This window comes from Gordonia ajococcus, assembly GCF_012974285.1.
In the GTDB taxonomy this organism is placed as follows: Bacteria; Actinomycetota; Actinomycetes; order Mycobacteriales; family Mycobacteriaceae; genus Gordonia; species Gordonia amicalis.
The window spans coordinates 2,951,785-2,964,899 of sequence record NZ_CP052884.1; the positions used below are offsets into that span (position 1 = coordinate 2,951,785).

Below are 13,115 nucleotides of genomic sequence, written 5' to 3' on the forward strand. Positions count from 1 at the left end.
ACGACCTCGCACCAGGCACGACCTCACGGAATGGGAGCACTCAGTGGCCACAGTCTCCGTCGGCATCGACTCGGACCTCGACCCCAGCGCGGCCTGGGCACTCGCCGCCAACCTCTCGCGATTCGACGAGTGGATGACCATCTTCGGCGGCTGGAAGTCCCCGGTCCCCGACACGATCGACGAGGGGACGAAGGTCTCGTCGCTGATCAAGGTGAAGGGGTTCCGGAACGTCATCCACTGGACCGTCACGCAATACGACGAGCCCAGGCTGATCGCGCTCGCCGGCAGCGGGCGCGGCGGCATCCAGATCGACCTCGCCATGAAGGTCGACGAGATCGCCGACGGTTCCTACTTCGATCTGTCCGCCGAGGTGTCCGGCGGATTGCTCAACGGACCCGTCGGAAGCCTGGTCGCCAGGGTGCTGGAGTCCGATGTGCACAAGTCGATCTCGAATCTCGCCACCCTGCGCTGAAAGCCCGGGCCGAGATCGACCGTCACCGGTCGACGCGCACGGTGGCCGCGCGGGTGATCGCGGGCGCCGAATGAGTCTCGCGGAAGATGCGCCGCTGACGTGACGCGCCGTTCCCCTCGCTCCACGTCCGGCGCAGCGCGGCGTCGACCTCCTCGCGCTGTCCCAACCGGTTCAGCGCCGGTCCGATCACGGTGACGAGCTGGGAGATCCTGGTCCAGGCGGGCATGCGCCCTCCCGTCACGGGATCGAGTGCGTCACCGTCGAGACCGTCGTGGGCCGCCTTCCAGTAGGCGGCCGCCAGCAGCATCGGATCGAGTGTGGCCGAGGCAGATTCGGTCCCGCGCTCCACGTCGTCGAGCGCGGTCATCACCGCGGCGCGGACGATCGTGGCGAAGGCCCGGGCCTCGTCCACCCGCATCTGCACATCGGCCACGCGGATCTCCACGGTCGGGAGATGATCCGACGGCCGGGCATCCCAGTAGAGCATGTGCGGGTCGAGGATCACACCGGTCGCCACCAGCAGCTCCACCAGCTCGGCGAAATGGGCCGCCGATCGCAGGTGCGGCGGCGGACCCGCGGCCGGCCATCGGGACCACAACACCGACCGCCAGCTCGCGTGACCCGAGTCGGCATCACGGTAGATCACGGAGTTGGCCGTCAGGGCGAGCAGCGCGGGCAACCACGGGCGCAGCCAGTTGCACACCGCCACGGCGGCGTCCCGGTCGGGTACGCCGACGTGGACGTGACAACCGTTGATGCCCTGTTCGTGGGCGAGCATGCCGTATCGTCCGGCCATCGCGCGATACCGGGGCGTGTCGGTCACCGGGAAGGATTCCGGGACCCGCGGCGGCAGTCCGCATGCGACGACGTCGACCCCCACGTCGTCGGCGGCCGCCGCGACGATGCTCCGCAGTCGGTACAGGTGATCGCCGATCTCCTCGGCGGTGTCGGAGGTCGGCGTGGCGATCTCGACCTGACAGGAGGTGAGCTCCAGGGCGAGGTCGAGTCCACGAGCCGAGGCCGCCGCGGCCACCTCGCGGTTGCGTGCGACGGGACGTGCCGTCTCGCGGTCGACGAGGACGAATTCCTCTTCGACACCCAGCGGCGGCAGCCCGGCCACGTGTCCTCCGATGTCAGTCCTCGGCGCGGCTCTCCGCGGGATCGGCGGGGTTCTCGAGCTGGCGTTCCAGCGCGGGACCGGCCTGCATCCCCGATACCGTCGCGGTGATCGAACGGGCGAGGTCCTGGGCGGTCAGACCGAGCTCGCCGAGGATCTCCCCGCGCGAGGCGTGCTCGATGAATGTCTGCGGGATGCCCTTGATCTGCACCGGAACCGGTACCTCGGCCGCCGAGAGTGCTCCCGCGACAGCCGATCCCACACCACCGCTGACGCATCCGTCCTCGAGGGTCACGACCAGGCGGTGACGACGGGCGACCTCGACCACCGAGGTCGCGACCGGCAGCACCCAGCGCGGGTCGATGACGGTGGCCTCGATGCCCTGCCGGGCCAGGCGCTCTGCGGTGTCGACGGCCAGGCTGCAGAAGGCGCCGACCGCGACGATGAGCACGTCGCCGGTCGCCGGACCGAGATCGTGGTCGCTGCGGTGCAGCACGTCGACACCGTCGTCGAGTCGCTCGACCGCCCGGATGTCCTCCGGCACCGCACCTTTGGGGAAACGGAGCGCGGTCGGGCCGTCGTCGACGCCGAGGGCCTCGTCGAACTCCTCGCGCAGCCGGACCGCGTCACGCGGCGCGGCCACCCGCAGGCCGGGAACCATCGCCATGAGCGACAGATCCCACATGCCGTGGTGGCTGGGCCCGTCGGGTCCGGTGATGCCCGACCGGTCGAGGACGAGGGTGACCGGTTGTCTCAACAGCGCGACGTCCATCAGCAGCTGGTCGAACGCGCGGTTGAGGAAGGTCGAGTAGATGGCCACGACCGGATGCAGGCCGCCGAGGGCGAGGCCCGCCGCCGAGGTCATCGCGTGCTGTTCGGCGATGCCGACGTCGAACATGCGGTCCGGGTAGCGCTCGCCGAACGGCGTCAGTCCGGTGGGTCCGGGCATCGCAGCGGTGATCGCGACGACATCGGGACGGTTGGCGCCGGCATCGAGGAGTGCCGCGGAGAAGACCTTGGTCCAGTCCTGCGGGGCGACGCTCGTGGGCCGGCCGGTGACCGGGTCGATGATCCCGGTGGCGTGCATCTGATCGGCCACGTGATTCTCGGCGTGGGCATAGCCCATGCCCTTGCGGGTGACGGTGTGCACGATGACCGGGCCGCCGAAGTCACGGGCATGCCGCAGAGCCGACTCGACAGCACCGATGTCGTGTCCGTCGACGGGTCCGACGTACTTGAGGCCGAGGTCGGTGAACATCGCCTGGGGCGCCAGCAGGTCCTTGAGGCCGCTCTTCACACCGTGGAGCACCGCGTAGGCGGGTTCGCCGACCACGGGCATCTGCTTGACGACGCGCCTGCTCTCGTCGAGGAACTTCTCGTAGGCGGGCTGCAGGCGCAGACCCGAGAGGTGGCTCGCCAGGCCGCCGATGGTCGGCGCGTAGGACCGGCCGTTGTCGTTGACGACGATCACGACGGGCCGGTTGCACGCGGCGATGTTGTTGATCGCCTCCCAGCACATACCGCCGGTGAGCGCACCGTCGCCGACCACCGCGACGACGGTTCGGTCCGGCTGCCCGGTCAGTTCGAAGGACTTGGCCAGGCCGTCGGCGTAGGAAAGGGCCGCCGAGGCGTGCGAGGACTCGATCCAGTCGTGTTCGGATTCCGCGCGCTCCTGGTAGCCGGTCAGGCCGCCACGCTGGCGCAGACTGTCGAACCCGTCTTTGCGGCCGGTCACGATCTTGTGGACGTAGCACTGGTGGCCGGTGTCGAAGAGGATCGGATCGTGCGGTGAGTCGAAGACACGATGGATCCCGAGGGTCAGTTCGACCACCCCGAGGTTCGGTCCGAGGTGGCCGCCGGTGGCCGCCACCTTCTCGATCAGGAACGTCCGGATCTCGGAGGCGAGAGTCTCCAACTCCGCTTCCGACAGTGACCGCAGATCGGCCGGCGAGCTGATCCGGTCGAGCACACTCATCGTTTCCTCCATCGCGCGACGCCGCCGGAGACACCCCCGGCCCATAACCCGTCAGTCTACGGAAGCATTCGGATCCACCCCGCCCCGCGGATGGTCGACCGACCCACACCGCGGGTGACGGCTCAGGCCGGCACCAGACACGCGACCGCCTCCACATGGTGTGTCAGCGGGAAAGCGTCGAAGCCGCGGACCTGCGCGACGCGATATCCGGAACGGACGAAGAGACCGAGATCACGCGCGAACCGCGCCGCATCACAGCCCACGTGCACCACCACGGCCGGTCGGGCGGCGGTGATCGCGTCGACGACGCGCTCGCCGGCACCGGTGCGCGGCGGATCGAGGACGACGATGTCGGGCGCCTCGCCGAGGGCGTGGATCCGGGCCGCCACCTCACCCCGGTGGGTGACCACGCGGTCGCCGTCGTCGGCGAAGGTCTCCGACGCGGCCGCCAGCGCACCGGCGTCGGAGTCGACGATGTGGACCTCGTCGAGGCCCGTGTCGAAGGTGTCCAGCAGCGCGCCGGCGAACACCCCCGCACCGCCGTAGAGGTCCCACGCGACCCGGGGGGCGGAGTCGAGATGTTCACCGACGAAACCGACCACCGTGTCCGCGTAGGTCTGCGGCGCGGCGCGGTGCGCCTGCCAGAATCCGGTCACCGGGATGTTCCACGAGCGGCCGCCGACGCGGTGCACCGCGAACTCGGCGCCCTCGACGACGACCTGTGCGCGGGGTCGGGAACGGCGCCGACGGTTCTGCTGAGCGCGCCGGCGGGGGTCGCCGTGACGAACCTCGGCGATCGGCGCGAGTTCGGTGATGTGACGGGTGCCGTCGGCGTCGAGGACCACCGCCAGCTCGGCGTGCGGCGTGAACCGGCGACTGGCGAGGTCGTCGACCATCCCCGCCGCCGGCTGTACGCAGACGTCGTGGATCACCGCGGAACCGCGGAACGCGCGCTGCCCGGCGCGACCACGTCCGTCGACGGCCAGCCTCGTCCGGATGCGCCAGCCGGTGTCGGCCCCGGGTAACCGGTCGACCCCGCGGGTCGCGAGGTCGGTGTCGGCGATCGTCGCCTCGTCGAGATGGCCGACCCGGCTCAGGACGTCGAGCAGCACGGCCTGCTTCAGATCGCGCGCATGCCCGGGTTCGATGTGCCCGAGGTCGCAGCATCCCGCTCCCCCGGCCGCCGCCGGGCACGCCACCGGAATCCGATGCGGCGACGGGTCGAGGATCTCCACGGCCTCGGCCCGCCAATACGAGTCGTGACGGTCGTCGGTGATCTCGGCGACCACACGCTCACCGGGGATCGCGCCGCGTACGAACAGCACCCGGCCGTCGGCACGGCCGACCGCCTCCCCGCCGTTCGCCGGACGGTCGACGGCGACCTCGACCCGGCGCGCCGGAGGCGACGGCGTCATGGGGTGCGCTCCGATTCGCCGAGGGCGCGGCGGGTCTCACCCGGCGCCCAGTACCTCTTGGTCTCCTTGCGGCGATCCGACGACGTGAGCTGCCAGGGCACCGAGGTCACCATCACCCCGGGCTCGAACAGCAGGCGCCCCTTGAGCCGCAGCGCGGACTGGTTGTGCAGGATCTGCTCCCACCAGTGTCCGACGACATACTCGGGGATGAACACGGTCACCACGTCGCGCGGCGACTCCCGGCGCACCCGCCGCACGTAGTCGATCACCGGCCGGGTGATCTCACGGTACGGGGAGGCGATGACCTTCAGCGGGACCGTGATGTCGCTGGCCTCCCACTCGGACACGAGTTTGCGGGTGTCGCGGTCGTCGACGTTCACCGTGATCGCCTCGAGGACGTCCGGTCTCGTCGCCCGGGCATAGCGCAGGGCACGCTTGGAGGCCATGTGCAGACTCGACACGAGAACGATCGAATGCGTCCGGCTGGGCAGCACGCCCTCGTCGTCGGTCTCGGCCCGATCGAGTTCACGCTGTACCGACGCGTAGTGGTGGTGGATCAGCTTCATCAGGACGAAGATCGAGACCATCGCCAGCACCGCGATCCACGCGCCCGCGGTGAATTTCGTGATCAGGACCACCACGAGGACCGTCGCCGTCATCACCAGGCCGATCGAGTTCACCACCCGCGACTGCACCATCCGGCGCCGGGCACTCGGGTCGGTCTCGGTGCGCAGCAGACGCGTCCAGTGCCGCACCATGCCGGTCTGACTCAGCGTGAACGAGACGAACACGCCGACGATGTAGAGCTGGATCAGCGCGGTCACCTGCGCGCCGAACGCGACCACGAAGATGATCGCCGCGACCGCCAGGAACAGGATGCCGTTGCTGAACGCCAGCCGGTCACCACGGGTGTGTAGCTGCCGCGGCAGATATCGATCCTGGGCCAGCACCGAACCGAGCACCGGAAAGCCGTTGAACGCGGTGTTCGCGGCCAGCAACAGGATCAGCGCCGTCACGGTCGCGACGAAGAAGAAACCGGCCGGGAACGAATCGAACACCGCGTGCGCGAGCTGCGCGATCATCGCCTTCTGCTGATAACCCTCGGGGGCGCCGACGAGGTCCTGGGCGGGATCCATCACGTACTTCGCGCCGATCTCCTGGGCGAGGAGGACGATGCCGAGCAGCAGGGTGATCGAGAAGCCACCGAGCATCAGCAGCGTGGTCGCGGCGTTGCGCGACTTGGGTTTCCGGAAGGCCGGTACGCCGTTGCTGATGGCCTCGACCCCCGTCAGCGCGGCACACCCGGAGGAGAACGATCGGGCCACGAGGAACGCCAGCGCGAGCCCAGTGAGGTTGTCCTGTTCCGCCACGATTCCGAAGTCGGCGGTCTCCGAACGGATCTCCTCGCCGAGGACGAAGATCTCGGTGAAGCCCCAGATGAGCATGCCCAGCACGCCGACGATGAAGGCATAGGTCGGGATGGCCAGCACCGCTCCGGATTCCTTGATGCCGCGCAGGTTCACCGCCGCCAGGATCACGATCGCCCCGACGCAGAACCAGACCTTGTGCTCGTTGACGAACGGAACGGCCGAACCGATGTTCTCCGCCGCCGAGGTCACCGACACCGCTACGGTCAGGACGTAGTCGACGAGCAGGGCGCTGCCGACGGTGAGGCCCGCGTTGGGTCCCAGGTTGACGGTGGCGACCTCGTAATCGCCACCACCCGACGGATATGCGTGCACGTTCTGCCGGTAGCTGGCGACCACCACCGCGAGGACCACGGCGACGGCGATCGCAACCCACGGGGTGAAGGTGAGAGCGGTGATCCCGGCGACCGAGAGGACCAGGAAGATCTCCTGTGGCGCATACGCCACGGAGCTCATCGCGTCGGAGGCGAAGACCGGGAGGGCGATGCGCTTGGGTAGCAGGGTGTGGCCCAGCTTGTCGCTGCGGAAGGGCCTGCCGAGCAGGAGTCGCTTCGTCGCAACGGACACCTTGGAGACGGTGGACACCAGGCAACCCTAGAGCGTCCGCGTCGCGGCGGGTAGGTTCGACTCGCGGCACGCACGCCGCATCGGGAGAGGAATGTCGTGCAGGTAGTCATCATGGGTTGCGGGCGGGTCGGATCGTCGCTCGCGATGGCGATGCAGAAACGCGGACACGACGTCGCGATCATCGACCGGGACCCGTCCGCCTTCTCGCGGTTGTCCGCCGACTTCGCGGGCCGCACGATCACCGGCGTGGGGTTCGACCGGGACATCCTCGTGAAGTCCGGGATCGAGCACGCCGACGCCTTCGCCGCGGTCTCCTCCGGTGACAACTCCAACATCATCGCCGCGCGGGTCGCCCGGGAGACCTTCGACGTCGAACGTGTCGTGGCACGCATCTACGACGCCAAACGCGCCGAGGTCTACGAACGGCTCGGCATCCCGACCGTCGCCACGGTGCCGTGGACGACCGAGCGGTTCGTCTCCGCGCTCGGTGAGACGGCGACGGCTGAGTGGCGTGACCCGTCGGGTTCGCTCGCGGTCGCCGAGGTCGACGTCCACGAGTCGTGGATCGGGGTCTCGGTGGGCAGGTTCCAGGAACAGACCGGTGCCCGCGTAGCCTTCCTCAACCGGGTCGGCCGACCGGTCCTGCCCGACGCCAAAACCGTTCTCCAGCAGGACGACGTGATCTATGTCGCCGTCCTGCTCGACAATCTGGTCAACGCGCGCCGAGTCGCCGCGGAACCGTTCACCCATCCCGAATCCTGAGTGACGAGGAGTCATCCGTGAAGGTCGCCATCGCCGGAGCCGGCGCGGTCGGGCGCTCGATCGCCCGCGAACTCCTGGTCAACTCGCATGACGTCACCCTGTTCGAGCGGAAGGCCGACCACGTCGACCCGGACGCGGTGCCGGGCGCGAAGTGGATTCTCGCCGACGCGTGCGAGCTCACGAAGCTCGAGGACGCGCAACTGCAGACCTTCGACGTGATGATCGCCGCGACCGGTGACGACAAGGCCAATCTGGTCGTGAGCCTGCTCGCCAAGACCGAGTTCGCGATCAACCGGGTCGTTGCCCGGGTCAACGACCCGCGCAACGAATGGCTGTTCGGCGACGACTGGGGTGTCGACGTCGCGGTCTCGACCCCGCGCCTGCTCGCCTCCCTCGTCGAGGAGGCGGTGTCGGTGGGGGATCTGGTCCGGCTCATGACCTTTCGACAGGGCCAGGCCAATCTCGTCGAACTCACCCTGCCCGCGAACACACCGGTGGCGGGCAAGCCGGTCCGCAAGCTCGAGCTACCGCGGGACGTGGCACTGGTCGCGATCCTGCGCGGCGGGCGTGTCATCGTGCCGCAGAGTGACGACCCGATCGAGGGCGGTGACGAACTGGTCTTCATCGCGCCGGCCGAGGCGGAACCCGCGCTCTACGACGCCATGCGGATCACGCGCTGACGGTCTCCTCCTCGCGGACCGCGCGGCGGACGAGCAGGACGGTCGCGAGCACCGCCAGGGCCGTCAGCGGCCATCCCATCGCGATCCGCGCGAAGGCCAGCCATCCGGTGGCGCCGAGGTCGTAGAGCTCGGACTGGGTGAGATAGCGTGCCGCGAAGACCAGTGCCCACAGGGCGGTGGCGATGTCATAGGCGCGCAGCGTCCGGCCATGCCTTCGCCAGGCGGTCCCCTGCCCGTTCACCAGATGCCAGGCGACGCCGATCAGGGGCCAGCGCACCAGGATGGAGACCACGAACAGCACCGCGTAGACGAGAGTGGTCCAGATCCCGAACAGGAAGTACCCCTTCGCGTCCCCCACGCGACTGGCGATGAACACGCAGATCGCGACGCCGAGGAGGCCGGAGATCGCCGGGGTGAGACCTTCGCGGCGGATGATCCGCACGCCGAAGACGAGGGCTGCGGCGGCGAGCGCGGCGACGATGGCGGCCCGGAGGCCGAGGAACGAGTTCACCGGTACGAACACCACGACCGGAACCGTGGAGTAGATCAGCCCGGAGACGCCGCCGATCTGTTCGAGCACCGTCGGGGTCGGGGCGGGACCCGAATCCGGTTCGACGTCGTGGCCGATGGACTCGTCACCCGGCTCGCCGGTGTCGCTCGTGGGTGTCACTCGTCGTCGCTGCCCTGCAGCTCGTAGTAGGGGTTGTAGATCACCTTGTGACCGTCCTGCAGGGCGAGACGTCCCCGCACGGTCACCTTGCGGCCGGGTTCGATACCCGCGATGCGATTGCGGCCCAGCCACTTGAGCATGACGATGTCGGAGCCGTCGAAGAACTCCGCCTTCACGCCGGCCTTGGCCGCGCGTGAACACGTCTCCACCGCACGCAGCTCACCGTGCATGGTGACCTCCTCGCCGCGAGTGCAGTCCGACGCGCGTTGTGCGCCCGTCGCCTTCGACTCCTCCGCGATTCGCTCCGCTTCGACGTTCCCGAGATCTTCGGTGAGTCGGCGGGTCAGACGCTTGAGATAACCAGCAGTGGTGGGCATCCCAACCTCCCAATGGATTTCAGCCGGGCACCAGGCTTTCGCGTCAGCGTCCGTGGCCACCGAACGATTGATCGGTGACTGTCCGCCAGCGTAGACCCGGCATCGGCCGGTGACAACGTGGACGACCGGGGCTCACCCGCAGTCCCGGGACACCCTAGGGGATGATCTCCAGGTGCCCTGCATCCGGATGAACTTTTGATGCCCCACATGGACCGTCCGTCCACACGAACACCCACCGCGCTGGTGGTGATTCCCGGGACCGGCTCCGATGCCGACCACGTCACACGTGCCTTCGGTCACGCCGCGGCGATGCTCGGAGTCGAGCTCGTGGCGCTCGAGCCGACGCCGGATCTGGTCGCCGGCCATCGGCGTGGTCTCGAACGTGCGGCCGTCGAACACGACTCGGTTCTGGTCGGCGGGGTGTCGATCGGCGCCGCCATCGCCCTCGAATGGGCACTCGCCGACACCGGCGACCGATGTGCGGGCGTGTTCGCGGCCCTGCCCGCCTGGAGCGGCGACGCCGATTCCGCGCTCGCCGCGGCGAGCGCACGGGCGACGGCCGATGCGATGGAACGCGACGGGCTCGACGCAACGGTCACCGCGATGGCCGCGAGCAGCCCGGACTGGCTGGCCGCCGAACTCTCCCGCTCCTGGGGACGCCTGCACCCCGAGGTCATCGGACAGCTACGCGATGCCGCGGACTACTCGGCGCCCACACCGGAGCAGATCACCCGACTCACCGTTCCACTGGCACTCGTCGCGGCCCCGGACGACGCCATCCACCCGATCGCGGTCGCCCGCACCTGGCATGACGCCGCGCCGCGTTCGGCACTGGTCGAGGTCACCCTCGAGGGGTGGGGCCGCGATCCCGCGCTCCTCGGCGACAGTTGCCTCGCCGCATACACGCGCCTGTCGAGGTGAGACCCCGTCCGCAGCGGATTCAGCGACGACGGAAGAAGCGCTGCATCGCCGAGCCCGACGACGGCGGCAGCGGGGCGTCGTCCTCGGGGTCCGGGTCGGCGGTGACCGACGGATCGTCGTGGCCGCCCGAACCGCCCTCGGCCGGGGCGTCGGTATAAGTGTTCTCGCCGTAGACCGCGGCGTGCGCCACCTGGTCCAGCGCTCCCCCGGCGACGGCCTCCGACTCGTCGTCGGAGCCGGCCACCTCGCCGGTAGGTGTCTGGGGTCCGCCCGGGGCCTCCGCGCCCGCCTCCGCCTCGGCGAAGATCTGCTGCTGGGCGGCGGCCACCTGATGGGCGAGGACCGGCGGCAGGACGATCGGAAGCGGTTCCCGCGGCGGGTGCGGATCCGAACCGCGACGCACGACGGTCTCGGCCAGCACGGCACGACTCAGGCGCGCGAGGTCCTCGGCGCTCTCCGACGGCCCGCTACCGACACAGCGCACCAGCCACCGGGGGCCGTCGACGCCGATGAAGCGATGCGTGGCGCCCTCGACCTCGGCCACGACCTCCCGGCCCCAGTGGCCGTCCTCGATGCTGGTCGTAGCGCCGCCGTCACGCAACGACTCGGCCAGTTCGCGGACCACCTCGCGCCACGTACCCGGCGACTTGGGCGCCGCGAACGCACTCACCGAGATCCGGCCGATCGGGGTGACCAGATAGACGTTCTGCGGCTGGTGCGCCTCCGACATCTCGACGGTGACCTGCCCGCCCTCGACCACCGGGACGAGCACCGACCCCAGGTCGAGGTGGGAGTTCTCCAGCTCGTGGGGTTCCGTCGCGAGGGCGTCGATGTCGTAGGGGCCCAGCGCCTGACCGACCCGCAGTTCATCCGAACCGTTCTTCGTCATCGTCTACTCCTCGTCAATCCGCGTTCCGTGTGAACAGTAATCGACGCGGCGTCGGACCGACCTCGGCGTGTCGTGCTCAGCTCAGGATGGCGTGGCCGCCGCTGGATCCGTATCCGCCGTCGCCGCGGCTGGTGTCGTCGAGTTCCTCGACCTCGACGAAATCGGGAAGCTCGACGCGCTGCACGATCAGCTGCGCGATCCGGTCACCGCGCGAGATGGTGATGGACTGCTCGGGGTCGAGGTTGATCAGGCACACCTTGATCTCCCCGCGGTAGCCCGCGTCGACGGTGCCCGGGGTGTTGACGATGGAGAGGCCGGCGCGCGCGGCCAGTCCGGAGCGCGGGTGGATCAGGCCGACGGTGCCGAACGGCAACGCGATCGCGATCCCGGTACCGACCAACTGACGTCGTCCCGCCGGCAGTTCCAGGTCGATCGCCGAGCACAGGTCCACGCCCGCATCCCCGGGATGTGCTCGGGTGGGCAACGGCAGATCGGGGTCGAGTCGACGTACCGCGATGGGCGGCAGAGGGGGAAGAGCTGTGGTCACGCACGCAGACTACGCTGGTCACCGTGACCGCACCCCAATCGCCTGACAACACCGGCGGCACGTCGGAGAATCCGGCGGCTCGCCGGGACGCTGGTTCCGCGGACCTCTTCGACGAGCGTCTCACCGTGCCGTGGTGGTGGTGGCTGGCCGCCGCCGTCGTGACCGGTGTGGTGGGCTACGAGATCCAGTTGTCCGCCCACGGCAGCAAGTGGAGCGTGATCGGCTACGTCGTCACCGCGATCCTCAGCGTCCTGGTGCTGTGGTCGATGAGCCGTACCCGCGTCCGGGTGACCGCCGACCGCGAACTCCAGGCACATCGCGCCCGCCTGCCGCGGGCCGTCGTCGCCCGCGGGGCCTCCATCCCGGCGACCGCCAAGAGTGCCGCCCTCGGCCGTCAGCTCGACCCCGCCGCCTATCTGGTGCACCGCTTCTGGGTGAAGACGATGGTCCTCGTCGTACTCGACGACCCCGACGACCCGACCCCCTACTGGCTGGTGTCCACCCGGCGCCCCGCCGAACTGCTGGCCGCCCTCGACCTCCCGGATGCCGCGGCCGACCGCCCGTCGGCAGGCGCCTGACCGATCGACCCGCACCCCCATACGACGAAGGGGCCGCGCCTGATGGCGCGGCCCCTTCGTCGTCAGGCCCTGTGGGTCAGGGAGTCGTCGTTCACTTCCGCGGGTGTCCCGCGGATCTCATGCGCAGTCGACGCAGATCAGCGAGTTGCCGTTCTCCTCCGCCAGCCGGCTGCGGTGGTAGACGAGAAAGCAGCTGGTACAAGTGAATTCGTCGGCCTGCTTCGGGACGACCCGAACCGACAGCTCTTCGCCGGAGAGGTCCGCACCGGGCAGCTCGAAGGACTCCGCGGTGTCGCTTTCATCCACGTCGACCGCCGCGGACTGCGCCTCGCTGCGGCGGGCCTTCAGTTCCTCGAGCGAGTCTTCGTTGAGGTCCTCGGCCTCGGTGCGTCGTGGCGCATCGTAATCAGTAGCCATTGTGTGCCTTACTTGTTCAGAGAGTGAGGGGGCGCTCTCGGTTCCGGCTCGTGGCCGTCACCTGAGGGTGTGCGCACGACTCCGCCGGGATTGTCTTGCCGGTGGGGTCACTACAACGTCGTCTCGAGCACGATTCGTACCCAAGAATCCGGCGTATTGTGTGACTTCGGTCACGATTTGATGTCGGCTGCACCCCGAGGCTGGAAGCGCGGGCGCCCGAAGAATAGACCATGCCCGGTCAATCGTCAATGTGGCAACGCGAACTCGTCCGGAATCTCGCGATTCAGGCAGGTCGGACGCC

At 69.2% G+C, this 13,115-nt stretch carries 14 protein-coding genes; 5 read left to right on the plus strand and 9 right to left on the minus strand.

Translation table 11 applies throughout. From position 1 onward, the window contains the following. Nucleotides 1–43: 43 nt before the first annotated feature. Nucleotides 44–472 (plus strand): SRPBCC family protein, encoded by a 429-nt coding sequence (locus GAA2_RS13315; protein WP_024498528.1) that lies wholly within the window; start codon nucleotides 44–46, stop codon nucleotides 470–472. Between the two features lie 22 nt (nucleotides 473–494). Here GAA2_RS13315 and GAA2_RS13320 read toward each other — a convergent pair whose 3' ends face one another. The 4 genes from GAA2_RS13320 to GAA2_RS13335 form a co-directional block, all read right to left on the minus strand. Continuing rightward, nucleotides 495–1,592 (minus strand): glutamate--cysteine ligase, encoded by a 1,098-nt coding sequence (locus GAA2_RS13320; RefSeq protein WP_159404843.1) that lies wholly within the window; start codon nucleotides 1,590–1,592, stop codon nucleotides 495–497. 13 nt (nucleotides 1,593–1,605) lie between these two features. Next, complete coding sequence (gene dxs / locus GAA2_RS13325) at nucleotides 1,606–3,564, minus strand: 1-deoxy-D-xylulose-5-phosphate synthase (RefSeq protein ID WP_159404842.1); 1,959 nt, start codon at nucleotides 3,562–3,564, stop codon at nucleotides 1,606–1,608. A gap of 122 nt (nucleotides 3,565–3,686) precedes the next feature. Next, nucleotides 3,687–4,979, minus strand: coding sequence for a class I SAM-dependent RNA methyltransferase (locus GAA2_RS13330; RefSeq protein WP_191834405.1), 1,293 nt, complete (start codon nucleotides 4,977–4,979; stop codon nucleotides 3,687–3,689). Continuing rightward, nucleotides 4,976–6,991: an APC family permease gene (locus tag GAA2_RS13335; RefSeq protein ID WP_191834406.1), complete on the minus strand. Its 2,016-nt coding sequence runs from the start codon at nucleotides 6,989–6,991 to the stop codon at nucleotides 4,976–4,978. The genes GAA2_RS13330 and GAA2_RS13335 overlap by 4 nt, the downstream gene beginning before the upstream one ends. A 78-nt stretch (nucleotides 6,992–7,069) precedes the next feature. Between GAA2_RS13335 and GAA2_RS13340 the strand changes: the two genes are divergently transcribed. Both GAA2_RS13340 and GAA2_RS13345 read left to right on the plus strand, forming a co-directional pair. Then, a complete protein-coding gene (locus GAA2_RS13340) occupies nucleotides 7,070–7,735 on the plus strand; it encodes a potassium channel family protein (RefSeq protein WP_006436504.1) in 666 nt (221 codons plus the stop codon). A 17-nt stretch (nucleotides 7,736–7,752) separates the two neighbouring features. Then, nucleotides 7,753–8,415 carry a potassium channel family protein gene (locus GAA2_RS13345; protein ID WP_006436503.1) on the plus strand — a complete coding sequence of 221 codons (663 nt, stop codon included), beginning with the start codon at nucleotides 7,753–7,755 and terminating at the stop codon, nucleotides 8,413–8,415. Here GAA2_RS13345 and GAA2_RS13350 read toward each other — a convergent pair. Next, entirely contained in the window at nucleotides 8,405–9,085 is a 681-nt protein-coding gene (locus GAA2_RS13350; RefSeq protein ID WP_024498523.1) for a DUF3159 domain-containing protein, read from the minus strand. The two genes, GAA2_RS13345 and GAA2_RS13350, sit on opposite strands and share 11 nt — an antisense overlap. Continuing rightward, nucleotides 9,082–9,462: an OB-fold nucleic acid binding domain-containing protein gene (locus tag GAA2_RS13355; RefSeq protein ID WP_006436501.1), complete on the minus strand. Its 381-nt coding sequence runs from the start codon at nucleotides 9,460–9,462 to the stop codon at nucleotides 9,082–9,084. Before GAA2_RS13355 ends, GAA2_RS13350 begins: the two co-directional genes overlap by 4 nt. Before the next feature lie 198 nt (nucleotides 9,463–9,660). Here GAA2_RS13355 and GAA2_RS13360 point away from each other — a divergent pair, with 198 nt between their 5' ends. Further along, nucleotides 9,661–10,383, plus strand: a complete 723-nt coding sequence (locus GAA2_RS13360; protein ID WP_024498522.1) for an alpha/beta hydrolase — start codon at nucleotides 9,661–9,663, stop codon at nucleotides 10,381–10,383. A 19-nt stretch (nucleotides 10,384–10,402) separates the two neighbouring features. Here GAA2_RS13360 and GAA2_RS13365 read toward each other — a convergent pair whose 3' ends face one another. Continuing rightward, complete coding sequence (locus GAA2_RS13365) at nucleotides 10,403–11,272, minus strand: DUF3710 domain-containing protein (RefSeq protein ID WP_024498521.1); 870 nt, start codon at nucleotides 11,270–11,272, stop codon at nucleotides 10,403–10,405. 76 nt (nucleotides 11,273–11,348) lie between these two features. Beyond that, nucleotides 11,349–11,819, minus strand: a complete 471-nt coding sequence (dut, locus tag GAA2_RS13370) for a dUTP diphosphatase (protein ID WP_024498520.1) — start codon at nucleotides 11,817–11,819, stop codon at nucleotides 11,349–11,351. 23 nt (nucleotides 11,820–11,842) lie between these two features. Between dut and GAA2_RS13375 the strand changes: the two genes are divergently transcribed. Next, the gene (locus tag GAA2_RS13375) at nucleotides 11,843–12,397 is read left to right on the plus strand and encodes a DUF3093 domain-containing protein (RefSeq protein ID WP_024498519.1); all 555 of its coding nucleotides are present in this window, start codon (nucleotides 11,843–11,845) and stop codon (nucleotides 12,395–12,397) included. Between the two features lie 117 nt (nucleotides 12,398–12,514). Here the strand turns inward: GAA2_RS13375 and GAA2_RS13380 are convergent, their stop codons facing one another. Continuing rightward, nucleotides 12,515–12,814 (minus strand): DUF4193 domain-containing protein, encoded by a 300-nt coding sequence (locus GAA2_RS13380; RefSeq protein WP_006436496.1) that lies wholly within the window; start codon nucleotides 12,812–12,814, stop codon nucleotides 12,515–12,517. Between the last annotated feature and the right edge of the window lie 301 nt (nucleotides 12,815–13,115).

Coding starts and splice junctions, on each gene's coding strand:
- GAA2_RS13330 (WP_191834405.1), bottom strand. CDS start 4,979: ATGACGCCGTCGCCTCCGGCGCGCCGGGTCGAGGTCGCCGTCGACCGT.
- GAA2_RS13355 (WP_006436501.1), bottom strand. CDS start 9,462: ATGCCCACCACTGCTGGTTATCTCAAGCGTCTGACCCGCCGACTCACC.
- GAA2_RS13360 (WP_024498522.1), top strand. CDS start 9,661: ATGCCCCACATGGACCGTCCGTCCACACGAACACCCACCGCGCTGGTG.
- GAA2_RS13380 (WP_006436496.1), bottom strand. CDS start 12,814: ATGGCTACTGATTACGATGCGCCACGACGCACCGAGGCCGAGGACCTC.
- dxs (WP_159404842.1), bottom strand. CDS start 3,564: ATGAGTGTGCTCGACCGGATCAGCTCGCCGGCCGATCTGCGGTCACTG.
- GAA2_RS13365 (WP_024498521.1), bottom strand. CDS start 11,272: ATGACGAAGAACGGTTCGGATGAACTGCGGGTCGGTCAGGCGCTGGGC.